The organism is Bacillus sp. FJAT-29814, from assembly GCF_001510715.1.
Taxonomy (GTDB): Bacteria; Bacillota; Bacilli; order Bacillales; family Cytobacillaceae; genus Neobacillus.
The window spans coordinates 262,442-286,878 of sequence record NZ_LMTJ01000002.1; the positions used below are offsets into that span (position 1 = coordinate 262,442).

Below are 24,437 nucleotides of genomic sequence, written 5' to 3' on the forward strand. Positions count from 1 at the left end.
AAATTTGTCCCTTAAAGATTTTTTTCGATAAATTGTAATGTCTTTTCAATAATCACCTGTTGGTCGTTATCCAATGTGGCGACATGATAGCTGTCTTTCATATGATGAAGTTCCTTCACCTCGGAACCGATTCCATCATAAATCATTTGCGAGTTGTCCGGCGGCACGACATGATCTTCTCCCGAAACAAAAATTAGCGCCGGGCAGTTTACCTTATGTAAATCTGCTTTTATCTGCTCCATGAATGTTAAAATTTCTTTGACTGACGCAACCGGTGTTTTTTCGTAGGCTAACTCCGTCACACCCGGCTTTTTAATATCCGAGCCGATGGCATCTAAAAACCGGACATCTTCCAACTGGCGGACCGGTGCCATGGCAGGGATATCGACTGCCGCATTAATCGGGATAATCGCACGGATTTCCGGGTAATTCTCAGCCATGTATAAAGTTAATGTACCGCCCATCGAAAGCCCTGTTACAAAAATCGTGTCACAGCGTTCCTTCAACCACTGATACCCCTCTTCTACAGATGCAATCCAATCCTGGTATGTCGTTTGTTCCATGTCCTCATAATGGGTTCCATGTCCTTTTAGGCGCGGACCGCACACGGTGTAGCCAGCTTTGGCATAGGCTTCTCCAAGCGGACGCATGCTCTGCGTCGAGCCGGTAAACCCATGTGAAACCAAAATGCCTACCCGATTTCCTTCAAAATAAAATGGTTCTGCACCTGCTAAAACGGGGTACTTTTCAGTCATTCCCATCCCTCCAACCTGGATTTTTTCTTAGTTAAAGTATTCGCCTTCATTTGTGATTAAACCTGCAAATTTTTAAATATATCAGCTAAAACTGGGGGTAATTTGATTGCAGCTTCGCCATTAAATTAAACTGTTTTTGCTCCATCAAATAGAATGTTTGAATTTCTCAAGAACTTAGATATTATAATATTTAGTAAACCGAAATATTAATAGGAAAGAAGTGTTAACCGTGAATCAGCAGGAATCTGCAAAACGGAATTTGGCGATTATGTGGTTTGCTAACTTCTTTGTAGCAGCAAGCATGACAATGGTTCTGCCGTTTATTTCTTTGTACATAAAATCATTAGGCAATTTTACGGAAAAATATGTCCAGCATTGGTCAGGATTGACTTTTGCCGTTACCTTTGTTTCTGCATTTATCTTCTCCCCTATTTGGGGTAAAATCGGCGACCGTTTTGGCAGGAAAAAAATCCTGATGATTTCGGCATTCGGGATGGCCCTTTCGATTTTATTAATCGGATTTGCGGAGTCGGTCTGGCAGTTGTTTATGCTGCGGTTTTTTATGGGCTTCTTCGCCGGTTTTATTCCGATGTCCCAAGCTTTTATTTCCACACAAACACCAAAGGAAATTGCCGGCCGGGTTCTGGGGACACTGCAAACTGGCAGCATCACCGGTTCGTTATTGGGTCCAATGCTGGGCGGTGTGCTGGCAGATACATTTGGGTATGCGGATACCTTCAAGTGGACGTCACTTTCTATTTTCCTTTCGGCAATCTTGGTCATCGCTACAAAGGAATTTCGAATCAAAGCAAAAAAGGGCTCGAAAACTCATTACTCCAGCAAGGAAGTTTTGTACCACATTATCCGAAATCCTGTAATGCTAACCGTCCTACTTATTTCGGCACTTGTGCAAATTGCCCATTTTAGTATTCAACCGATTCTATCATTATTTGTCAGTGAACTTCATGGACCGATCAATATCGCTTTTTATTCAGGGATTGCTTTTTCTGCAGCAGGCTTGGGAAATCTGCTGATGTCGCGCAGATGGGGGAAAATTGCTGATCAGTACGGCTATATTAAGGTATTAGTCATTCTGTTATTCCTTGCCGGGATTATTTACCTTCCTGGGGCTATCGTTACGAACCTGTGGCAACTGGTGGCCATCCGTTTTGTTCTCGGTGTTGCCATTGGCGGGATTATTCCGGTGCGGGTTGCTTATATTCGCCAAGAAGCACCGCTTGCGATGCAGGGAGAGGTTCTCGGGTACAACAACAGCCTTAGATTCCTTGGAAATATTATCGGACCAATGCTTGGCGGTTTTATTTCCGGCTATCTCGGATTCTCGGCAGTATTTATCAGTACAAGTGCCTTATTAATCATAAGCGGGGTGATTTTGCTGATATCGATGCGTCGCCATCCGAAGCTTGCAAAACACGCGGCTTAGATCAAAAGAGGGTGAGACCGCATGTGGTCCACCCTCTTTCATGTTTTACTGTGCTTGTAACTGCAACTCATAAACTTTAAGATTGCCATAAACGGCTTCCAAGACTGGAACAGATATTCCTTCTAGTTTAGCAATGTCCAACAAAAAACCTTGCAAGTGGTCAGCCTCAACCTGCGCCAGCTTTTCCATATCCCGTTGCATCGAGGATTTCATCTGATATGCCAACGAATCAATCTGAGTCATAATGTTTGCTTCGATATCGACAGGCAGTGGCGCACCGGACAGTTTTGCAAGTGAGGTAATCTCTTTTAACAGCAAAGTGAGTGTCGCACGGCTGCTTGGCACTTCACGAATGGGTCCAATCGGTGACCGCATTAATGTGGTAATCCCGGAAAGAGTAGCAATAAATAAATATTTATTCCAGTTATCCCGGTTAATATTGTCACTTAACCGATAGCCCGTGACTGTCCCGCTAAAGGCCTTTTCAATTTTTAAAATTCTTTCTGTCTCTTTACCGGAGCGTTCCCCAAATACAATGTCGTGCTTTGCGCTAGTATGGATGATTTTACCGTTCTTGTCTAAGGTTGATTCAATAAAGCACAACCCGCCAATAATGTGCTTTTCACCAAACTCATCTACCAGGCGATCAAAATGATACATTCCGTTCAACAGTGGAAGAATCGCTGTCTCCTCACTGACATATTGTTTAAAACTAGCAATCGCCCCTTCCAAATGGTAGGCTTTCACAGATAATATGATTAAATCAAACGGCCCAGCCTCCTCGCCGGCAACCAATGTTTTTGGGGTTAGGGTCACGTTTCCTTTAACACTCTCAATCATCAGACCCGTATCTTCAAGCTGCTTTTTACGTCCCGCTCTTACCAAAAAAGTGACGTCTTCACCCTTTTCTGCCAGCCGGCCCCCAAAATAGCCACCAACAGCACCAGCTCCAACTACTAAAATCCTCATTTCAGCTACGCCCCCCTATGTATTTAAACCTTCAATATATTTAGTATAATTCAAATTTTAATAAAGAGAAGAAAAAGAATATATGCGGAACTGAAAACCACTTAGTCAATTAAAAGGGGCATTTTTCTATCTGTATACATAGATAAGCGTCTTTTTATGAAGAATAAAAGGATAAGGAAGGAAATGGTGGTTTATTTTATGGAAATGCAGCCATTAAGCGAAGTTGAAAAGTTGGCATTTAAAAAGGTGAAAATCTTTAGGCAAAGCCTGTTGCGGTATATTTTGCGGTCGATGCTCGCCAGTATGTTTATCGGTTTCGGTGTGATTGTTGCCTTTAAAACCGGAAATTATTTTTATACAGAACATTCCCCATTGACCTACCCAATGGCGGCGATTACATTTGGCGCGGCCATCATTTTAATTGCCTACGGCGGCGGCGACTTATTTACCGGCAACACCTTTTATTATTCGTATGCAGCATTCCGCAGAAAAATGGCATGGCGGGAAGTAATCCAATTGTGGATCAGTAGTTATATCGGCAATATTTTAGGGGCAGCAGTGTTCGCATTCCTGATTTACACCACCGGTCTGTTTGCAGAATCCACGGTAAATGGGTTTTTATTGAGTGTGGTTGAAAAGAAGATGCAAGTTCCAACGGTTGAGTTGTTTTTTCGCGCCATCCTATGTAACTGGCTCGTCTGCCTGGCCTTCTTCCTTCCTTTAGGTCTAAAGGGAGATGGACCCAAAATGTTTGCGATGATGCTGTTTGTGTTTTGCTTTTTCATTTCCGGATACGAGCACAGCATTGCCAATATGTGCACCTTCGCCATTGCCTTAGTATTGAATCATCCCGGAACGATCTCATGGGGCGGAGTCATTCACAACCTGGTTCCTGTTACCATAGGTAACTTGTTTGGAGGCAGCCTGCTCATGGCCTGGATGTATTATTTTGTTAACAAGCCATTTTTGGATGATTATGAAGATGCTTCGAATCCACTTGAAAAAGGATAATCGACAAATTTCCAGGGAAATAGGTACAATACCTTCGCGATATCGACAATGAACGGTAAAAGGCTGTCATCGGGTCATTCCAATGACAGCTTTTTATTAAAAATTCCATATTGTCTTATAAGCTTTTCTCCAAGCAAAAACCGTAACCGCAAGGAGCAGGAATAAGTAAATAATTACTCCGAACGGAATAAACGTTACCACGAAATGGAGACCGATGAACACCCCAACCAAAAGCAGCGCCAGAAATATTTTCAGCCCGCCGCTTTGGGCGGCATCCTCGAAGGATTCGGAAAATGGAAGTGTCCCTTTTAAAAACAGTGAACAAACGACCGTGTACAGGATAGAGGCGATTAGAACCACCAGGAGGTCCGGAATTATTTTAAAACCAAACATCCCCACAAATATCACACTTAAAATGAAAAAGATGGGGAAAAACAGGTTCACGATAAATACCTTTAACACTGCACTATACAGTGATGCCAACTCCCTGATTGGCGCTGTTTGATAAATCCAAGCTCCTTTGTACTTCCCTGAATATCTCAGCATGGCAACAGCGTTTGGAATCATCACACTGCAAAAATAAATGGCAAGATACCATTTACTCGAAATCAGGTTGGCATACGAGTTCATTTGAATTTCGTTAAACATGAATATAAACGGAAAAACTAAGGCCATCCCTAAAGCCGGATACACCTTAAGACGGAATTCCCGCTCATTTCGCATCATATTGTCGGCAAAGCGAAAAAAGAGCCTCTCTTCTTTACTGCGGCAAATAACCCCTGCAAGCCAATTTTTCCATTTACGCTCTTTCCGCTTGCTCTCGCCGCTTTGATTGGCCAGCTTTTGCAAATTACTTTCAAATGAGGGCATCATCCTGCTGTAAATGATGATCGATAACAGCGGGATTAACACAGCCAGTAATGAAAATGCAATCAGATACAGGCTTGACTGCTGTCCCAGGATCAGTTCATATGGTGCGGCAAACCAAATGGGCGGAACAAAAAATTGCCACCAGCTTGGGGTAAAGGTGATATTCATATCCACAAAATTAAACGCCCTGACGACAACCTGATACCCTACTGCAATTGAGATCGACAGCCCAATTTGCACGTAATTGATGATATCTTTCAGCTTTTCCCCATCAAAGAACCGTAAAATGAAATAATAGATAATCGAAGTTAACACGACGATAAAAAGGTTAATGAGAATTAGCCCTGCCAAAGTTAAAAGCAAAAATAAAATTCCATGTCGTACCGTCCCAGCAATTAGCGGGGCTGTGGCAATCGCCGCGGTCAAAAAGAAAAGATAGATGGCGATATGGACCGTTTTTGCGGCAGTTATTGTCTTTTTCCCAATCGGTTTCGTCCCGAGGATTCCCTTATCACGAATATCGAGAAGCACGTTGGAAAAATCGGAAATCATCGAGGTCATTACGAGAAACATGATGACGCCAAAAAAAATGCTCATTTGATACATGTAATACTTGCCAAAGACAACCAAAGGAATGAGCATCACGCTAAGAAGCGCATACATTCCCAGCGACTTGATAAACCCATTTTCTTCAGGTTTATTCTTTTTCTTTGCCTGTTGATTAAAAATGGTCGGTGTCCTTCGCCCGTCCATCGTCAGTTTTACAGCAAGGATTTTCCTCATGACGGGATAATCAATGCCGGAGCGTTCAAATGCCCGGCGAAATAAGTCAAGAATCTTTAATGTTCGGAAGTCTTTCACGGCTTACACCTCTTGAACAATCGAGACAAATTCCTCAGCTATTGCCTTGTATTGATTAAAACCAGTTAACTGATTAAAAATTTGCTCTAATGTCCCTTCCTTGTTTTGCTCCTTTAATTCATTGAAGCTTCCGTCTGCGACAATTCTTCCATCATTGATCAGGATGATGCGGTTGCTTATTTTCTCGACCACGTCCATGATGTGCGACGAGTAGAAAATCGTTTTACCCTGAGCGGCCAACACCGCAAGGATTTCCTTAAATACCATGACACTGTTGGCATCTAGCCCGCTTAAAGGCTCATCAAGGAATAATAAATCCGGGTTATGTAATAAACTTGAGATGATCAGAACCTTCTGCCTCATCCCCTTTGAAAAAGAGGCAATCCGTGATTGATAGACCTCTCCTAGGCCAAAAGCCTCCATCAGTTTCTCGGCCTTATAATCTACATCGCGATGATCCAAACCGTACAGTTCGCCGACAAAGGTTAAATACTCCATCGCTGTGAGATTATCATAGAGTTCGGCAATTTCCGGTACATAGCCAATTCTTCGTTTATACTCCGTGTTATCGTCGGAGATTTTTTGACCAAAAATCTCAATCGAACCCGAATAGTCGCCTTCGAGGCCAAGGAGAATCTTGATGGTGGTGCTTTTACCGGCACCGTTTGGCCCGATATAGCCGATGATTTGGCCGCTTTCAACCGTTAAGTCGATTCCCTTTAAGACTTGTTTTACTCCGTAGCTCTTTTGTAAATCCTTTAAAACTAGTACATGGTCCTGGATTGTCATCACCTTCTAAATTGTTTTGATAGTTTTATAGTAGCATAATTTTCCTGTATTTTTACAAAAAAATGGCTGGTACTCACCCAGCCATTTTATTTCTTACTAAGATAATAGACATAAACTTTGATCATGAAATAACTGACTTCTTCGGGAAGCAGTTCCTTAATGGGCTTTAAACGCTCCCGGCCAGCGTCTGCGACTGCTTTTTCCAAAAGCGGCAGATATTCAGCTGGAATCAGCCTTGAAAAATCAACCTCCAGTCGTTGTTGGGCACACTGCAGTAAATGAGCTTCCACGGTACTTACAGCAAGTTCTCGTTTTTCGGCGATTTCCTGAATCGACAAATGCTGGTGATGCAGGCTTAATGTTTCTAGGTGTGAATCGGTTACGGCTTTTTTGGCTGGCTTTTTGGCTGCCGTCGGCTTGGGTTCAATTTCACTCTGATATTCCGGGTTGTTTTGCAAAAACTCCCTGACCGCCTGAATAAACTGGAGTCCGTATTTTTGCAGCTTATGTTCTCCTACTCCGCTAACTTGTAGAAATTCTTCGCTTGTCTTTGGCAGTTTGGCGCACATATCCTGGAGGGCCGCATCGGAGAAGATGACGAATGGCGGCACATTTTCAGTGTCGGCGATTTGTTTGCGTACTGTCCGCAGTTCTTCGAATAATGGATCGGATTTGGCGACTTGCTTCACCAGGACGGTTTCTCTACGTTGGACTGGCAATTTTCCTAATAACACTTCTTTTCCCTTTGGAGAAACATAGATGGTCGGGAAGGTTCCCTGCTCAATGGCCAGCAATTCCTGCGAGATTAGAAACTCAATAAAATCACTGACATCCTTGGCACTTTTGTCCTTCATGATTCCATAGGTTGATAGCTTGTCGAACTGGAGCTCGGTCACTTTTTTATTTTTCGAGCCAGTTAATACTTGGGCGGTTAAGTTTTTGCCAAAGCGCTGTCCCATCCGGATGACGCACGACAGGACCATCTGCGCCTCTTTTGTCACATCTATGCTCGTTCTTAAGTCAGTGCAATTTCCGCATCGGCCGCAATGTTCCGTTTCCGTTTCACCAAAATACTGCAGAATAAATTCCTGCAGACAGTTTTCTGTATGGCAGTAGTCAACCATTTGCTGTAGTTTTTCCAACTCTTGCTTGATGCGACCTGGGTCACTCGATTGGTCAATCAAAAAACGCTGAATCTGGACATCCTGCGGAGAGTACAGCACGATACATTCGCTGGCAAGTCCGTCACGGCCGGCACGACCTGCTTCCTGATAATAGCTTTCCATGTTTTTTGGAAGCTGCAGGTGAATACAGTAACGGATATTGGATTTGTCAATACCCATTCCGAAGGCAGAGGTGGCGACCATAACCGATGCCTGGTCTGTCAAAAACCGCTCTTGCTCACTGGCGCGATCGGCATCCCCCATACCAGCATGATAACGAGCAACGTTGATATTTGCTTTCCGAAGACGTTCATAAAGGGTGTCAACATTTTTCCTGGTCGCTGCGTAAATAATCCCGGCCTCTTTGTCGTTCTTTTTAAGATAATCGAGCAAATATTTAATCCGGTCCTGGCCTTTAATGACGGAGAATGATAAATTTTCTCGCTCAAACCCAGTGATAATCGTATTTTCATCGTCAATAGCGAGCAGGCTGCAGATGTCCTCACGTACTTTAGGGGTTGCTGTTGCCGTTAAGGCGAGGACATTCGGTGTCTGCGGCAGACTGTCGATCATTTTTTGGATATGTCTGTAGCTCGGACGGAAATCATGGCCCCATTGGGAAATACAGTGGGCTTCATCAACGGCAACGAGTGGAATGTCCATGTTTCTTAAGTCCTCGATAAAATCTGGCGATTCAAGGCGCTCCGGCGCTATGTATAGCAGTTTATATTCTCCTTGTTTGGCACCCTGGATCCGTTCATTTGCCTCGGAGTAGCTTAGCGAGCTATTGATAAAGGTTGCTGGTATACCTGCTTGAATGAGTGCATCAACTTGGTCCTTCATCAGTGAAATTAATGGGGAAATCACGATGGTGGTTCCCTGCAGGATGAGGGCAGGAATTTGGTAGCAAATCGATTTTCCGCCGCCGGTCGGCATGACACAAATGGTATTGTTTCCGGCAAGGACGGATTGGATTGCCTGCTCCTGGCCAGTTCGGAAGGAATTGTAGCCGAAGTAGGATTGCAGTAGTGGGAGTGCTTTTTCAAACAAGATGGTAATCCTCCTTTCAATTTATAGATGTACTACCCTATTATACCGTTTTAGTCTTGGGATTTAAAAAGAAAAAATAGAGAGGACAGTTCAGCATAAATTCTACCAAACTTGTCCCCGAATTTACTTATTTAGCCACGCTGCAGCTGAAAGTCTGCGACTAACTCGCCAATTACCTCTTTTCTAGCATTCCTTAATTGCGGTCGGTAGTGACTCATCAATTGCCCAATTTGGACCTCGGTTAATAGATTTAGCTGCTTTAGCACTTCGACAGCGGCTGGATATACAGCACGGCTATTTCCGTCTTCAATTTTGATGGCAATACCAAGCCCAGTTTCCAAATCTCCAATGGTATAGACAGCCTCCGCCCCTACTTTGCCAATGAATCGGCCCTGCCCAACTCGCATGAAATCGGAGCAAAAGCGGTCGGTTCCGCCAACCATTTCAGGTGCATTTACCATAGCTTTAGTAACGCGTTTAATCGCTTCACTTCGTTTTTCCGGCAGTGCCTTCGGACTAGCCAGCCTTGCATATCCATAAGCTATTTTTTCAAGCGGCAGTCCGTGGACCGGAACACCACATCCATCAATCCCGATTTCGATTTTTTCCTTCGGATATTCTGTCATCTCGCTCACAGCATCCAGAATCCGCTGCTGAACAGGGTGGTCCAGCTCGTAGTAGTTTTCGAGCGGTTCGTTCATGTGCTTTGCAGTCACGAGCATCCCGGTATGTTTCCCGGAGCAGTTGTTAAATAAAGGGGTCACTTCTTTCCCTTCACGGATCAACTCTATATATCTCTCTTCCCAGCGCGGTGGGTGGGTTCCGCATTTCAAACAGGTTTCTTCAAGCCCTGCCCGCGCAAGAATGGACAGCGCCCGGTCCGTATGCATTTTTTCGCCATTATGGGAAGCGCAGAATAATGACAGATCAGCGTCGCTGAATTTAAAATGTTCGGCAGCGCCAGTTTCGACTACTGGAATAGCCTGAATCGGCTTCATTGAAGATCGGGCAAATACCACTGCATCGGGATTCCCGGCATAATAAAGCAATTGTCCTTTGGCATCTACAACCGCAATATGTCCATAATGCACACTTTCAATCAAATTGCCTCTTGTTACATTTATTAAGCTGGTAGAATTCAAGTCTCTCATCCCTTAATTAAAATTCACAATCTTATAAATTATTATGGAATAAATTTACCCCAGAGACAATTCATTTTTCTATCTTAAAAATATCCATATATGAAACATTTTCCAAACAGAAACGTATTAATCAAAAGAAAGAGATATTTTTAGGGGGAGAGTATATGAGCGAAAAGGGTTGTATCAAGTGTGGCAGCAGGGATGCTGGAACAAAGGAAGTGGCTATGACAGGAACAGGACTTTCGAAGATGTTCGATGTTCAAAAAAATACGTTTACGGTTGTGTACTGCAAGAAATGCGGTTATTCGGAGTTTTACAATAAAAAAACATCTACTGCATCAAATGTCCTTGATTTCTTCTTTGGCGGTTGATGAAAAAAATGAAATAGGGGACGGCATACTAAGCCGTCCCCTTTTAGTTCTACACCTGATGTACCTTTCTACTTATTCGTCGACCCCGGGCTAAACAGCTCCTCCAGCTGTTTGCGAAGAATAAATTTCTGGATTTTTCCGCTCGCATTTCGCGGCAGGACTTCGCAGAACACATATTTGCGCGGACGCTTGTAGTTTGCCAGGCTGTCGCTGTTTTTGCAATACTCGTCTAGATCGTGCTCCGTAATATTAGGGTCTTTTTTCACGACAAACGCCGTTACGGTTTCACCCCAGCGGTCATCCGGCTGTCCGATAACAGCGACATCCAGGACACCCACATAGGCGTGCAAAACGTCCTCCACCTCGCGCGGATAAATATTTTCCCCACCGCTGATGATCATGTCATCGACCCGGTCATTGACAAACAGATACCCTTCGTCATCGAGGTAACCGATATCTCCGGAATGATACCAGCCTTTATACAATGCTTTCTCCGTCGCTTCTTCGCGGTTGTAATAACCGACAAGCATAGAAGGTCCCCTAACGATAATCTCGCCAGGTTCACCAACCGGCATAATGTCGTCCGGTTCCGATGGCCCGTCTTCCCTTGTGCGGACAACCCGAATTTCATGATTTAACCCGGCCTGCCCTGCCGAACCAACTTTTCGAAGCTGGTCTTTTTCCGACAAGAAAGTAATCGCCGGCCCCATCTCCGTCATTCCGTAAGCTTGAACCAAGCCAATCCCGAAGCGGTCATGCAGGGCTCGAACCAGCGCCGGTGCCATTGGGGCAGCTCCATACAAGCCAAGTTTCATACTTGATGTATCATATTGGCTTAAATCTTCCTGCAGTAGCATATTCCACATCGTCGGGGCAGCAAAGAACTTTGTAATTTTTTCTTGACCGATTAACGATAGGATTACCTTTGGATTAAATTGATGCAAAACAACATTTTTCGCTCCTACATTTACCCGCGGCAGGAAGGCGCAGTGCAGTTCTGCACAGTGGAACATCGGTGCTGTTACAAGACCGACATCTTCTTTTTCCAGCTTTTGCGCAGCGATGCATAACATACTCTGTTCGACCATATTGCGATGGGTATGCATGACCCCCTTCGGTCTTCCAGTCGTTCCACTTGTGTAAATAAACGCATAAAGATCTGTTTCACTCACATCGACAACAACATGATCAGATGGGGCGACGGCAAGTTTTTCTTGGTAGCTGGCGGCATAGGCTGGAGTTTCTTGGTCAATGAACCAAAACGAAGTTTTGTCGAATCGGCTTGCAATAGGCTCAATGACTTGCTCCAATGCTTTTTCAAAAATGACTACCTTCGGAGCGGCATCGGACAAAATAAAGGCGACTTCTTCAGACATGAGGCGGAAATTGATTGGATTAAAGATGGCGCCAATCTTGGCACAGGCAAAAAAGGCGGTTCCCAGTTCTTCGGTGTTAAACATAAACGTGGAAACGCGGTCGCCTTTTTTAACGCCTTCATTTTGAAGCGCATTGGCCAGCCGATTCACTTGTTCGCTCCACTCCTTATAGGTGTAGCGGACGTTTTTTCTTACATCATAGAGGGCTTCTTTGTTGGGGTACTTTTCCACTGTTAAATCAAAAATTTTACCGATTGTCGTTGTCATTAGATCGCCTCCGTAATTTATTGGGGAAGGCAATCGGCATAGTGACCGACTGCCTTAATTCCGCTATTCAACACATTTTTTCAGTTTTCTATAATCCTAGGTTCTTGGCAATGATCGTTTTCATGATTTCATTTGTACCGGCATAAATGGCGCCAACCTGAATGTCACGGAACCGTCTGGCAATCTCGTATTCTTCCATATAGCCATAGCCGCCGTGGAGCTGCATGCATTCAGAAGCAATTTTCTTGGCATTGTCGGTTAACTTCCATTTTGCCATCGACACCTTGGTCACCACGTTTTTGCCTTCGATATGCTCGGCAATCAATTGATCCAGGAAGGCACGGGTCATCTCAATGTCGGTAGCCATTTCAACAATTTTAAACTGGGTGTTTTGGAATTGGCTGACTGGCTTGCCGAATGCTTCACGGCTTTTCACGTATTCTATCGTCTTTTGCAGCATGACTTCAGAGGCGGTTTGTGCGCCAATCGCCACGAGAAGCCGTTCCTGCTGGAGCTTTTCCATCAAATAGAGGAAGCCTTTGCCTTCTTCGCCAAGCAGATTTTCCTTTGGCACCCGGCAGTCTTCAAAAATTAATTCGGCCGTGTCTTGGGAATGAAGCCCGACTTTATTCAATTTGCGGCCTCGTGAAAACCCAGGGGTATCCCGCTCAATAACGAGTAAGCTGACCCCTTTATGCTTCGGCACAGCCTGAAGGTCCGTTTTCACCGCGACTACAATCAGGTCCGATTGAATGCCGTTTGTAATAAACGTTTTTTGTCCATTGACGATATAATGGTCGCCATCGAGCTTGGCTGTCGTTTTGATGTTGGCCAGGTCCGACCCTGTGCCAGGTTCCGTCATCGCGATTGCCGTAATGATTTCTCCCGTCACACACTTTGGCAGCCAGCGCTGCTTCTGCTCCTCCGTTCCGTAGGCAGTAATATACGGAACAACGATATCATTATGTAGCCCAATTCCGATTGTTCCGGTCCCCACTTTTTCAAGTTCTTCATTGAGGACAACGGAAAATCCCCAATCTACGCCGCTGCCGCCATATTTCTCATCGATGTCCGGACACAGGAAGCCCTGTTCCCCCATCTTCATCCAAAACGACCGAGGAATCATTCGCTCCTCTTCCCATTGCTCATAGTAGGGATATGCTTCTTTTTCCAAAAACTTTCTCAATGACTGGCGAAAAATTTCGTGATCCTCGTTTAAATATGGGTGTTTCATATCTATAAACCCCTCTTTCCAATGAAACCGCTTACCGAATTGCGGATTATTTATGCCTTACGTCTATTCTATCAAAGGTATTGATTTTTTTGAATTTTTAAACTGTTTTTTCGAAAAAAATAGATACAGTTGTTACCATTTTTTTATAAATCAGCTATCATTAACTTAGACAGAGCTGAAAAGGAGTAATGAAGGTGCAAAGGAGAAAATTAGTTATTACCCATAATCTTGAACAAAACTTGCTTGAACAAATAAAAGAAATCATTCCCGACTGGGAAGTGATTGCCGGCAAAGACAAAGAGGTATGGCAGGACCATGTAAAGGATGCTGAAATTATCGCCGGCTGGAAAAAGGGTCTTGAGGAATATTGCTTGGCACCTGATGCCAAACTGAAGTGGCTGCAAAGCTGGAGCGCCGGCGTCAACGCCATGCCGCTAAACCAATTGGAATCGAAAGGCATTTTTTTAACAAGTGCCAATGGGGTTCATGCCTATCCGATTTCAGAAACGATTTTCGCCTTAATGCTCGGGCTGACGAGAAAAATTCATACATATGTAAAAAATCAGCAAGCTAAAACCTGGCACCATGCCAATATGAAGCTTGAAATCCATGAAAAGACCATTGGGATTATCGGCGTTGGAGCCATTGGAAAGGAAACCGCCAAAATTGCCAAGGCATTTGGAATGAGGGTGCTTGGTGTCAGGCATTCGGGCAAGCCTGCCGAAAATGTAGATGAAATGTATACAACTGCGCAATTGGATGAATTATTGCCACAGTGCGATTATGTGGCGTTAACACTGCCATTAACAAAGGATACCCGCCATTTGTTTGGTGCCAACCAGTTTCGGCAAATGAAACCGACTGCTTTCTTTATTAATATCGGCCGCGGGGAAATAGTGGTCGAACAAGAACTCATCGAGGCATTGCAGAATGGAACGATTGCCGGTGCCGGACTTGATGTGTTTGAAAGGGAGCCATTAAGTGCGGAAAGCCCACTATGGGATATGGAAAACGTCATCATCACACCGCACACCTCTGGATCTACCGAGCATTATAATCAGCGGGTGGTTGAAAACATCCTGATACCGAATCTAAAAACCTATCTTTCCGGAGAGGAGCCAGGGGTCAATCACGTGGATTACAAAAAAGGATATTAATAAAGAGGGGCTGCTTATCAATGAGCAGCCCCTTCTCTTTATATTTAGTTGACATCCACATTTTCAATATTTCTAAAAGAAAAGTAGGCGATAGCGCATCCGATTATCGCTAGGGCGATTGGTATAACGATAAATGTAACCAAGTTTACCCCATTAACAGTTGAATTGATTAATGATACCATCACAATCGCCGATACGATCGGGGCGACAGTCGATTTTTTCCGCATCCCAAAATACAGTGGAATCAGCGCCATGCCGGCAGAGGCAATCGCTTCTAGTGTCATCGTAATCAAACTGTCGGTTAACACCTTTCCTGTTAAAGCTTCTGGTACAAAATGCAAATAGGAATCGACGAGATAAAAGACACTGCCGATCAACAAATTCGATAAGATAATGGTTAAAAAGGTAAAGCTGGCCACAATTGCTAACTTGGCGATGATGATTTTTTTTCGATTAATCGGGTAAGTGAACATGAGTGAAATCGAATTGCTTTTGTATTCATCAATGATCAACTTAGAAATAAGCACAGCAGCAAAGATAATAAATACAGGTCTGATGATACTGCCGATTACGGCGAATGCCATTTCATAATTTTCATAGGCCACTACCCCTTCAACCTTTTCACCATAATAAACCAGGCAAAGCATTGCCATGATTGCGAAGTTGGCAATGGCCACACCTTTTAGATAAGAAAATAATTTATACTTCTTTATTTCAAGACTGATTAATTTACGCACTGATACCGCCCCCATTAATTAATGTTAAGAAATAATCTTCAAGCGAATGATTCTTCTTATTGATTTCCTCAATCATCACGCCATTCATAATAAACGTTTTGGAAATTTCGCCTTGTGTCACGCGGGAATCATAAATTCTCATCCGCGTTTCATCGATTACTTTATAATTGGTGATCTTTAGTATATCCTCAAGCACATAGACGGCCTTGTTCATATCACTAACCGCAAGTTCAATGTACTCTGTATTTTGCTCGCGAATTTCGTTCATCGAAACCTCTTTAATCAATTTCCCATCACTAATGACGCCAATCGTGTCGGCAATTTGCTCCATTTCACCAAGGATGTGCGTGGAAATGAGCATCGTAATCCCATACTCCCGGCTCAACATATGAAACAAATCACGCAGTTCCTTAATTCCAACCGGATCCAGACCGTTAATCGGTTCATCCAGTATCAACAGTTCCGGCTTGGTAATGATTGCACGGGCAATTCCGAGCCGCTGCTTCATCCCAAGAGAAAATTCCTTTACCGATTTATTTTCGATATTTTTCAATTTAACTAAATCCAATGCCTGGTCAATCGCTTTTTTATCGTAGTAGCCCATATACTCGCAGTGCAGCTCGAGGTTTTCGCGAGCAGTTAATTTGTCATAAAAAACGGGATATTCAATAATGCTGCCCATTCTTTTCAGGATTTCATATGAAGTATTTGTAAGCTTTTCACCAAAAATTTCAATTTCCCCGCTTGTCGGTTTCACGAGGTTGGTCAGCATCCGCATCAATGTTGTCTTCCCTGCTCCGTTTGGTCCAAGAAACCCGTAAATTTCGCCTTTTTTCACCTTCATATTGACGTTCGAAACAACTTCCTTGCCTTTATAGGACTTAGTCAATTGATTTGTTTGAATAATGTAACTCATTTTTTCCAGCTCCCTTTGTTCTTAACTGATTCTTATTCTAAACAGCAAAATTATCTTTTTTATTAATCAAATCTTACGAAATTCTTAAGAAAAAAAGGGGGGCTCCTATCGTCTGAACCCCCCTGACAGTTAGTATGTAATTCGATTGAGTTTCACGGTAAAGGTTGTTTTTTCATATGGTTTGCTGACAAGCAGGATTTCCCCGTCCATTTTTTCAACCAGCCTTTTGGTAATCGTCAGCCCGAGGCCACTGCCTTGATATTGCTTATTTCGTGAGTCCTCAAGTGTGTACATGCGTTCAAACACCAAATCCTTGTGGAGCTCGCTGATTCCTTTTCCCTTATCCGTAACATCTACATAAACGGAATTCTCATCACCTCTTAGCGTTAGGCCAAGGAATTTGCCACCCCCGCCATATTGGATTGCATTGGAAATCAAATTATTCAACACTCGGTCAAGCTCTTCCTCATTCCCAAGGGCATAGAGGTTTTCATCAGGGATATCAATCGCCACCTCAAAACCTTTTGTTGAAAGCACTTCGTAAAAACCTAAAATATTTTTGCGGCACACTTCATTCATGTTCACTCTTTTTAAAGGGATATCCTTATCACCCGATTCTAGCTTCGCCAGGTCAAAGAACCTGTTAATCAACTCGAGGACTTCTTGAGATTTTCCATGAACTTTGGACAGAAGCTCACGTGTCTCTTCGGAACCGCGCCCTGGATCATTAAGCATGATCTCGACATACCCCAGCACCACCGTAAGCGGTGTTTTTAAATCATGCGAGATATTGGAGAGCATCTTGCGCATCGACATCTCCGTCTTATTGTAGGTAGCCATAACTTTTTGATTTAGTTCCAGGAGCCGGTTGATTTCGATTAAGATTTTTTTCAATTGTTCTACATCCGTATGGACTAACAGTTTTTCATCGGTTTTTGCATCAATGATCTTTTTCAACTTTTCGTGGACATAGGTCAAATTTTCGGTATGGCCCTTTCTTGATTTATATTGAAAAAAATTAAGGCCGATTAGAGCCGCAATGATGATAGACAGAAAAATAACCATCGTTTAAAACTCCCCAAGCTTATAGCCGATACCCCATAAAGTTTTAATATATTGTGGTGACGAAGGATCGTCCTCAATTTTTTCTCTTAATCTTCTCATATGTACGTTAATCACATTTTCGTCACCATAATAGTCGTCTTCCCATACCAGGCTATAAATCTGCGCTTTTGTGTAAACCCGGTTTGGATGGGAGATAAATAGTTTAAGAATTTGAAATTCCTTGGCAGTCAGCTTGATATCCGCTCCGCGCTTTTGTGCCGAGAAATTGTCCAAATCAAGCGTCAAATCACCAACAGATAGAACTTTCGTTTCTTGCTCGGGACGAGAATAATGATTTGCTCTGCGGATGGCGGCTTTCACCCTGGCGACAAGTTCAATCATCGAAAATGGCTTTGCTATGTAATCATCGGCTCCAAAGCCCAGCCCTAACGCCTTGTCCAAATCCCCGTCTTTGGCAGACATAATCAATATCGGAATCATGCTTTTTTCCCGAATGATTTTTAAAAATTCCATTCCATCCAGCTTCGGCAGCATTAAATCGAGCAGAATCAAATCAAAGGATTCATTTGCAAATGTTTGCAGCGCTTGTTCACCGTCATATGCCGCCGTGATTTCAAATCCTTCTTTAATGAATTGGTTTTTCACCATATCACTTATGGCTGTATCATCTTCTACTAGTAAAATTTTGTGTTGCAAGAGATCCACACCTTCCGTCCTAAAGTCCTATAAATAAATTCCATATTCCCCATTAGAAATCCTTTAATTCTCCATAAAAAAGCGTCCAGTGATAATAATGATAATTGGGTAAAATTGTAAATTAACGAAAAGATTATACCATTTTATGTTAAAATATTTTTAGATTTTGCGTGTACAAACGGGAGTTCAGTTTAATTAGTGCACCTTAATTGGAAATAGCGGATGTATAAACTGAAAAAATATCAAGGGGTGACCAAATTATAATGACAAAAAATAAAAAAACAGGCAAAAGCAACAACTTGTCGGGTCCTGAACTGGTAGCAGAATTTCTAAACAACCTTGAACATCCACTTAAAGAAGAAATAGAAGCGGTTCGAAAGATCATTTTAAGCACTGATGATAAAATTACTGAACATATTAAATGGAATGCACCTAGTTTCTGTTATGAAGGTGAAGACCGAATGACATTTAATCTTCACGGAAAAGGTTATATTCGACTCGTATTTCATTGTGGTCCTAAGGTAAAGGACCGAAATACCATTGAACCTCTGATTGTAGATACTAGTGGAATATTAGAGTGGCAAGCAGTTGACAGAGCTATAATGAAATTTACTGACAAAAATGACGTTAAAGCCAAAGAAGAAAAACTGAGGGAAATAATAACTAAGTGGATAGAGGTTATTTAAAATGGATATGTGCCCATCCTCTCGCAGGATTTAATTTAATAGCACAATAACCTTAATATGACCTATGAGAGTTTAATAGCATACTTCTGCATTTCTTTCCTGGTATTTAAGCAAACAAGAGAGGCGCAGCCTCTCTCGTTACTTTTTATATCTCTTAGAGCTAAATTTTTCACTAGCTTTGAAGTTATAAACTGGCTTTATGAAGCTGGCAATCTTCACGGTTTCCTCCACTTTTTCGAGGATTTCATCCATCGGCTTATAGGCCATTGGTGCTTCATCTAGTGTTTCCTCAGACACAGATGTCGTCCAGATGCCTTTCATAGTATTATGGAAATCCTCCATGTTTAGGGTTTTCATTGCCTTCGTTCGGCTTAGGACGCGGCCCGCTCCATGCGGTGCCGAATAGTTCCAGTCCTCGTTTCCTTTACCCACGGCCAAAATCGAGCCGTCCCGCATATTGATTGGGATGATAAGGCGTTCGCCCTTTTGCGCTGAAACTGCGCCTTTTCGTAAAATAAGGTTATCAGTATCAATGTAATTGTGGACCGTATCGAAACGGTCAGCTACCTCAAACCCCATGTTTTCGGTGATCGCCCTTGCAATCTCTTCACGGTTTGCTTTGGCGAATGCTTGTGCCAGTTTCATATCATGGATATAGTCATGGAAATCTTCGCCTTCTAGGTAGGCAAGATCATCCGGAATGACAGGATTCTTATCTTTATAGCTTTGGATCATCGCCTGAATTTCTTTTTTGCGTCCCTCTGCTTTGAGCTGTTCAATTAATTCCGTTAAATCATGTTTTCGAAGCTTAGAGATTGCCAGTTTTTGATAGTACTGGGCAATCTTCGCTCCTACATAGCGGCTTCCAGTATGAATCGTCAGATAGTGATAGCCATCGGAATCAGTGGAGACTTCGATGAAATGGTTGCCCCCGCCAAGCGTTCCCAAGCTATATAAGCTTTTATCCTGGCTTAAAATATGGGCAGCTTTAAACTCTTCCTTGGACGGAAAACTCGTGTTAACGAAACCAACCGTCTCATCGCTATGAATCTCCTGTCCGCTAGGAACGTACGTCCTAATAACTTGATCTAGCTTATTAAAATCGAGCTGTTTTTCCTGAAGCTTGACAGTCAGAACACCGCAGCCGACATCGACCCCGACGAGATTCGGGACAACCTTATCCTTTAGCTGGATGGTGGTGCCGATGACACAGCCCTTTCCGGCGTGGTAGTCTGGCATAATACTAATCTTTGTTTCCTTTAAAAAAGCTTGATTGCACAGCTCTTGGATTTGTTCAAGCGCGGTTTCCTGCGGGTAATTGGAAAATACCTTTGCCTCTGTTTGTGTTCCCGTTATTTTAATCACGAGTTTTCCCTCCTTTTTACAGATATTATCAACAGGCTACCATCTTATCGTCGATTAAGGCAATGGTTTTTATACGACAATTCCCACTTTATGTTTCATGTGGACAGGTTGGGCTAGTTCTCTAGCAGTTTTATCCTTATAGAGCCTTCATGAGGACAGTTTCTTCGATTCTCACACTAGTTTTGTCCTCATAGAGCCCTCATGAGGACAGTTTCTTCTATTCTCTCACTGGTTTTGTCCTCATAGAGCCCTCATGAGGACAGTTTCATCGATTACCCCACTGGTTTTGTCCTCATAGAGCTCCCATGAGGACAGTTTCATGATTACCCCACTGGTTTTGTCCTCATAGAGCCCTCATGAGGACAGTTTCATCGATTACCCCACTGGTTTTGTCCTCATAGAGCCCTCATGAGGGCAGTTTCATCGATTCCCCCACTGGTTTTTTCTCAAGGAGCCTTATTGACGACACTTTTGCAATCTCTCAACCCACTTTTGTCGCCAAGGAGCCTTATTGACGACACTTTTACTATCTCTCAACCCACTTTTGTCGCCAAGGAACCTTATTGACGACACTTTTACTATCTCTCAACCTACTTTTGTCGCCAAGGAGCCTTATTGACGACACTTTTACGATCTCTCAACCCACTTTTGTCGCCAAGGAACCTTATTGACGACACTTTTACGATCTCTCAACCTACTTTTGTCGCCAAGGAACCTTATTGACGACACTTTTACAATCTCTCAACCTACTTTTGTCGCCAAGTAACCTTATTGACGACACTTTCACACTTTTTCAACCTGCTTTTCTCCTCAAGGCTACATTCAAAAGCCCCAAAAAAGAAGATGCCCCACTAAGGACATCTTCCCAACACCATCAATATACCGTCTGCATTCCCTTCCCGGCCACGGTTATCCATTCGAACTGGCGCAGGCGCAATTCGAACAGAGTCAGCGGGTCACGGAATAGCTCTGGATTGGTATTCAATTTTCGCAGGATTTCCTGATTGGTTTCGGCCTCTGAGCGGGTCTCAGCAACAGCACGATTCAAGACAGCCAACGGGCTCTTGAAGAACAAACCGATATCACGCTCCAACGATTTTTCAAACAGCTCAAACGGCTGGAAAAATTGGCGGCTAACCTCTTTGGCCACATCTAGGTAATCCTCGCCCTCGACAAACGATTTATACTTGTTGTAAACCATCGATTTATTTTGCGATAATGCCCCGAACAGCTTGCCGGCGCTTTTTAATAAAAATTGAGACGGGGTCCGCTTTAACAAAATATTGACGGACTCAAGCTGAAAGCGGCTGGTGAGCCTGTCGATATCACGACGCCAATCATCAAGCACCTTGAAATCACATTCGAGCTTTAAATACTCTTCCCCATACATTTGATTGAAGGCGTCACCGAGCTCCAATAAATTTTCTTGGCTTTCGGTGAATTCCGCTCGGCAGCTCTTAAGCCATTCCAAAAGCGAATGGTAGTACATTGGCATGACCTGCTGCTCTACATAATCCTGCAGCCTGTTGTTCATTTCATGATTTAAATTCAAATGAATTGTGCTAAAATTGCTATCCTCTTGGATGAGCGAAGAGCACTCCCGGAGCACTTTCGGTACAGACTCAAAAATTTCAGCTTCCATCTTTTCTTTAATTTCGTGGTAAATCTTAGAAACAGCCCTGGATTTTTGCACCACCGTGTCATTTAACTGATGGGCAGCACCATTTAGCTTCGTGTTCATTTCCTCATTCCAGCGCACTGTTTCAATCAATTGATTCTCTACAGTAAGCCTTTTTTGCAGCAATGTGGCAATTGTTGTCCGGATGAAATACAACAGCTTCGCCAATCGCTTATCAACAAGGTTTCTTGTATTCTTAATTGCGCCAATAAACTGTTGTACATCCTCGGGCCGCAAAGTTCGGTCGGATTGCGAAGAGCAGGCAAACACCAAGGCATCCGGTAAATGCTCTCGAATCGCCGACTTGGTTTCCTCTACCACCAATTGTGCCTCATGTTCATCGACAATAGTATCCATTTTAGTAAGCAGAAAATGAACCGGTATATCCGGCGCCAACACCTGGATCTGCTCCATAGCAACTCGCTCTTTGTCAGTAAAGGGTGCTTTGGCATCCATCACAAACAGAACCGTGTCGGCCACTTGAAGATATTTTAAAACGTCGTAGCTGTCCTGATGATTTCCTTTTAATCCCGGTGTATCAATAAAAGCAAGCTTATTGTTCTGCAAAAATTGATTTGGCTGTTTGAATTCGATGATGGATTCCAGTGCATTACGGAGCCGGTCCATTCGTTCTTGAAATTCACTAAACCCGGAAAGCTTGGTGATCTCTTCATCGGTAATTTCACTGATTTCCGTTTCCTCTGCATGCTTAAACAGCACCACGGAGGAGGTTGGGCTATCCTGCAAATCTTCACCTAGTACCGCATTGATAAATGATGATTTTCCGCTGCCGCCAAGTCCAGCAACTATCACATGCTGCGTGTCAAAATCGACAAGCTGGTCAACCACCCATTTCATCCGGTTGTTTTCGCCTAAATCATGGGAGGAAGCCCATTCAGTAATCGATTCAAAGAGTGTCAGACACTCCTCTAGTTCATCGATATCAGTCTCAGTCACACTGATTAGTCTTTCCGCCTCTTCAACAATCGTCATGCTTAAGCTTGCCGGAAACAGTTCGTTCCAAGATAGCACCGCAGCCGATGCCAATACCACATGGACAGGGGCAGCTAGCCGGACCCAGTTCGTCAATAAATCAGGAATGAAATCCTGCAGTTGTTTAATCAGATATCCGCCGTTAATATAGCTAAAATACGTTTCTTTATGAAGTCTTGAAAGCTCTAGCCATCTCCCGCCGCCCTTTTCCAGTTCCAAATTCATCAGAAGATGATTGATTTCCAGGAGCCACGTATAATAGGAATTTTCATTCCGATAGCTGTTCCATAATGAGGCTGCCAGTTCCTCAAATCTCTGTAAATCAAGGCTGAACAATGTCACCAAAGCCTGTGAAAAATAGCTCGGTGCGTGTCCCTTCGTTACACCCTCATTCACGTAGCTTTTCAGTGTCTCAAACCATTCAGGCGATCCGGTCCGTTTGGCTTCATTTACAGCCAATTCTATCGCATTTTCCCAGTCCCCGCGTTGCTCAAAAAACTCACGGGCAATTACAGTCAGATTTGGGTAATCTGGATTGGCGTCTATCGCTTTTTTAATTGTCGAAATTGCCGCTTCGATTTTCTCCCGCTTGAGATAAAGCGAAAATAACTTTAACGCCACCTCTGCGGACAACGTTGGATTATCGATTTCAATGGCTGTATAGATATCTTCTGCCGTTGATAACATCCCCAACTCGTAATAGGCATCGGCCGTATTTTTTCGGGCCCATGGCTCGAGTTCATTGATAATACTCTCCCATTTAAAAATGGCCGCTTCATAATCTTTATGATGAAAATATACTTCGCCCTGTGCGAAACGAATTCTTGTTAAGTCAGGCAGGTCTTTTTGCGCTTCTTCTTGAAACGCATCACCAAGCACCTGGATTGGGTGAATATCTTCATGTTCATTGATGAACATTTTATAAAAGGTTTTGTCCTTCAATTGCTGCTCGATCGTCATTACTTTCCCTCCATCGCATGCACTCTATGTCATTCATATGGAAAAGAGGCAAAATTATTCCTCATACCATTCGACGTGAGTTCCAGATTTTAGTCCCAATTATCCGATTCTAGCAAATGATTTTTATTAAATTGTATCATATGTATTTCAATAAAAAGACAAAGAGTAGTAATTTATATAAAAACGGAGGGGATTTCCCCTCCGTTTCCTTCATGAAGATTATTGGTTTAAATTAATTGTATCGAATTGCTCCAGACCGGTATCACCATGACCATGGATCGATAACACGCCATTGTTTTCTACCACCACGTATGGACAGCAATCATAGATGACCAACCCTCTAAGTGTGCCGTCTACCCGGTATGATTCGTGGAAGCCTTCACTCAAGTCATCATAGTTATTAGCCGTCATAACCGAAACTTCATTTCCTTCCTGGACGGCGTAATGGTGAGCAGTTTTGCTGACGATTTTGTCTTTTGCTTCATAAAAAATTCTACCGGAATCGTAAGCATCAATGCGATTGTCCTCATAGGTGCCGTCGTTGAACTTCCACCATAAATCGCTGAATACTTTTAATTCCTTCTGTCCGGGTGTTTCTACTACAATAAGCGGTGCTTCAACCGGGCTGTCTTTGAATATAACAAACAGGTCCTTTAATTTACCAAGCTGGGCGGGGCCCTTCGTTTCATATAACTGACCGCCAGGAGCGGAAACATAAACACGTTCACCTTTTTGGAGAGCTGTATATTTGCCCTGCGTTTGCGTTTGGATTCCATTTTCCTGTTCAGATGCACTTGCTGCTGCAGGCAATGCCAGCATTGCCGTCAAGGCCATTCCTGATAAAATTTTAAAGGTTTTGTTTTTCATTTTCCATTTCTCCTC

20 protein-coding genes are annotated in these 24,437 nt (G+C 43.2%); 5 read left to right on the forward strand and 15 right to left on the reverse strand.

Annotation, left to right across the window (positions count from 1 at the left end):
- Positions 1 to 11: 11 nt before the first annotated feature.
- On the reverse strand, positions 12 to 755 hold the full coding sequence (locus tag AR334_RS05215) for a carboxylesterase (RefSeq protein ID WP_066306313.1): 744 nt from the start codon (positions 753 to 755) through the stop codon (positions 12 to 14).
- 229 nt (positions 756 to 984) lie between these two features.
- Between AR334_RS05215 and AR334_RS05220 the strand changes: the two genes are divergently transcribed.
- Complete coding sequence (locus AR334_RS05220) at positions 985 to 2,199, forward strand: MFS transporter (RefSeq protein ID WP_172799160.1); 1,215 nt, start codon at positions 985 to 987, stop codon at positions 2,197 to 2,199.
- A 45-nt stretch (positions 2,200 to 2,244) separates the two neighbouring features.
- Here the strand turns inward: AR334_RS05220 and AR334_RS05225 are convergent, their stop codons facing one another.
- Positions 2,245 to 3,168, reverse strand: coding sequence for a ketopantoate reductase family protein (locus tag AR334_RS05225; protein ID WP_066306321.1), 924 nt, complete (start codon positions 3,166 to 3,168; stop codon positions 2,245 to 2,247).
- 198 nt (positions 3,169 to 3,366) lie between these two features.
- Between AR334_RS05225 and AR334_RS05230 the strand changes: the two genes are divergently transcribed.
- On the forward strand, positions 3,367 to 4,179 hold the full coding sequence (locus tag AR334_RS05230) for a formate/nitrite transporter family protein (protein WP_066306325.1): 813 nt from the start codon (positions 3,367 to 3,369) through the stop codon (positions 4,177 to 4,179).
- Between the two features lie 96 nt (positions 4,180 to 4,275).
- Here AR334_RS05230 and AR334_RS05235 read toward each other — a convergent pair whose 3' ends face one another.
- From AR334_RS05235 to AR334_RS05250, 4 genes are all read right to left on the reverse strand, one after another.
- Positions 4,276 to 5,910, reverse strand: a complete 1,635-nt coding sequence (locus AR334_RS05235; protein WP_066306328.1) for a hypothetical protein — start codon at positions 5,908 to 5,910, stop codon at positions 4,276 to 4,278.
- A 3-nt stretch (positions 5,911 to 5,913) separates the two neighbouring features.
- A complete protein-coding gene (locus AR334_RS05240; protein ID WP_172799161.1) occupies positions 5,914 to 6,699 on the reverse strand; it encodes an ABC transporter ATP-binding protein in 786 nt (261 codons plus the stop codon).
- An 86-nt stretch (positions 6,700 to 6,785) separates the two neighbouring features.
- Complete coding sequence (gene recQ / locus AR334_RS05245) at positions 6,786 to 8,912, reverse strand: DNA helicase RecQ (RefSeq protein ID WP_066306337.1); 2,127 nt, start codon at positions 8,910 to 8,912, stop codon at positions 6,786 to 6,788.
- 131 nt (positions 8,913 to 9,043) lie between these two features.
- Positions 9,044 to 10,054 (reverse strand): asparaginase, encoded by a 1,011-nt coding sequence (locus AR334_RS05250; protein WP_253701187.1) that lies wholly within the window; start codon positions 10,052 to 10,054, stop codon positions 9,044 to 9,046.
- A gap of 164 nt (positions 10,055 to 10,218) precedes the next feature.
- On the opposite strand from AR334_RS05250, the gene AR334_RS05255 reads away from it, so the two are divergent.
- Positions 10,219 to 10,425 (forward strand): zinc ribbon domain-containing protein, encoded by a 207-nt coding sequence (locus AR334_RS05255; RefSeq protein ID WP_066306342.1) that lies wholly within the window; start codon positions 10,219 to 10,221, stop codon positions 10,423 to 10,425.
- A 68-nt stretch (positions 10,426 to 10,493) separates the two neighbouring features.
- On the opposite strand, the gene AR334_RS05260 is transcribed toward AR334_RS05255, so the two are convergent.
- Complete coding sequence (locus tag AR334_RS05260; RefSeq protein ID WP_066306349.1) at positions 10,494 to 12,068, reverse strand: fatty acid--CoA ligase; 1,575 nt, start codon at positions 12,066 to 12,068, stop codon at positions 10,494 to 10,496.
- An 88-nt stretch (positions 12,069 to 12,156) separates the two neighbouring features.
- Entirely contained in the window at positions 12,157 to 13,302 is a 1,146-nt protein-coding gene (locus tag AR334_RS05265) for an acyl-CoA dehydrogenase family protein (RefSeq protein WP_066306352.1), read from the reverse strand.
- A gap of 194 nt (positions 13,303 to 13,496) precedes the next feature.
- Between AR334_RS05265 and AR334_RS05270 the strand changes: the two genes are divergently transcribed.
- On the forward strand, positions 13,497 to 14,459 hold the full coding sequence (locus AR334_RS05270; RefSeq protein WP_156431181.1) for a D-2-hydroxyacid dehydrogenase: 963 nt from the start codon (positions 13,497 to 13,499) through the stop codon (positions 14,457 to 14,459).
- Positions 14,460 to 14,503: 44 nt separating this feature from the next.
- On the opposite strand, the gene AR334_RS05275 is transcribed toward AR334_RS05270, so the two are convergent.
- The 4 genes from AR334_RS05275 to AR334_RS05290 form a co-directional block, all read right to left on the reverse strand.
- A complete protein-coding gene (locus AR334_RS05275) occupies positions 14,504 to 15,196 on the reverse strand; it encodes an ABC transporter permease (protein ID WP_066306361.1) in 693 nt (230 codons plus the stop codon).
- Positions 15,189 to 16,112, reverse strand: a complete 924-nt coding sequence (locus AR334_RS05280) for an ABC transporter ATP-binding protein (protein WP_066306365.1) — start codon at positions 16,110 to 16,112, stop codon at positions 15,189 to 15,191. The genes AR334_RS05275 and AR334_RS05280 overlap by 8 nt, the downstream gene beginning before the upstream one ends.
- A 129-nt stretch (positions 16,113 to 16,241) precedes the next feature.
- The gene (locus AR334_RS05285; RefSeq protein WP_066306367.1) at positions 16,242 to 17,177 is read right to left on the reverse strand and encodes a sensor histidine kinase KdpD; all 936 of its coding nucleotides are present in this window, start codon (positions 17,175 to 17,177) and stop codon (positions 16,242 to 16,244) included.
- Positions 17,178 to 17,180: 3 nt separating this feature from the next.
- Positions 17,181 to 17,873, reverse strand: a complete 693-nt coding sequence (locus tag AR334_RS05290; protein WP_066306370.1) for a response regulator transcription factor — start codon at positions 17,871 to 17,873, stop codon at positions 17,181 to 17,183.
- 263 nt (positions 17,874 to 18,136) lie between these two features.
- Between AR334_RS05290 and AR334_RS05295 the strand changes: the two genes are divergently transcribed.
- Positions 18,137 to 18,559 carry a DUF1801 domain-containing protein gene (locus AR334_RS05295; RefSeq protein ID WP_066306373.1) on the forward strand — a complete coding sequence of 141 codons (423 nt, stop codon included), beginning with the start codon at positions 18,137 to 18,139 and terminating at the stop codon, positions 18,557 to 18,559.
- A gap of 138 nt (positions 18,560 to 18,697) precedes the next feature.
- On the opposite strand, the gene AR334_RS05300 is transcribed toward AR334_RS05295, so the two are convergent.
- The 3 genes from AR334_RS05300 to AR334_RS05310 form a co-directional block, all read right to left on the reverse strand.
- Positions 18,698 to 19,924, reverse strand: coding sequence for an RtcB family protein (locus AR334_RS05300; protein WP_066306382.1), 1,227 nt, complete (start codon positions 19,922 to 19,924; stop codon positions 18,698 to 18,700).
- 874 nt (positions 19,925 to 20,798) lie between these two features.
- Positions 20,799 to 23,555 (reverse strand): dynamin family protein, encoded by a 2,757-nt coding sequence (locus AR334_RS05305; RefSeq protein WP_066306384.1) that lies wholly within the window; start codon positions 23,553 to 23,555, stop codon positions 20,799 to 20,801.
- A 219-nt stretch (positions 23,556 to 23,774) separates the two neighbouring features.
- A complete protein-coding gene (locus tag AR334_RS05310) occupies positions 23,775 to 24,422 on the reverse strand; it encodes a hypothetical protein (protein WP_066306386.1) in 648 nt (215 codons plus the stop codon).
- Between the last annotated feature and the right edge of the window lie 15 nt (positions 24,423 to 24,437).